The 276-nt window shown below is 38.8% G+C and carries 1 protein-coding gene; it reads left to right on the plus strand.

What is annotated here, in order from left to right:
• Nucleotides 1-85: 85 nt before the first annotated feature.
• A partial coding sequence (locus ACWXWW_RS18000) for a hypothetical protein (RefSeq protein ID WP_455971373.1) occupies nt 86-276 on the plus strand: 191 nt, incomplete at its 3' end.

Consider the following 276-nt stretch of genomic DNA (forward strand, 5'->3'; position numbering starts at 1 on the left):
TTTCAGTACACAGCAACAATAGAAACAATAGCTGGAGTGGTGGTTACCTTACCAGCCTATAATGTAGATTTATAAGGATGGAAGAATGTCATATGGTGTAACCCCACAGGGTTGGTTGAGTAAACCATTCTCTGTGATAAGAGATGAACTAGTAGAAGAATTAGAGTTAGAAACTGGCAAGAAAATACCGTCAACCCCAGATAGTGTCGTTGGTCAAATACTAAATATCTTTGCTGCTGAAGTAGCAGATAACTATGATGTTGGTCAGGTACTAAC

Source organism: Microbacterium sp. KNMS (genome assembly GCF_053851835.1).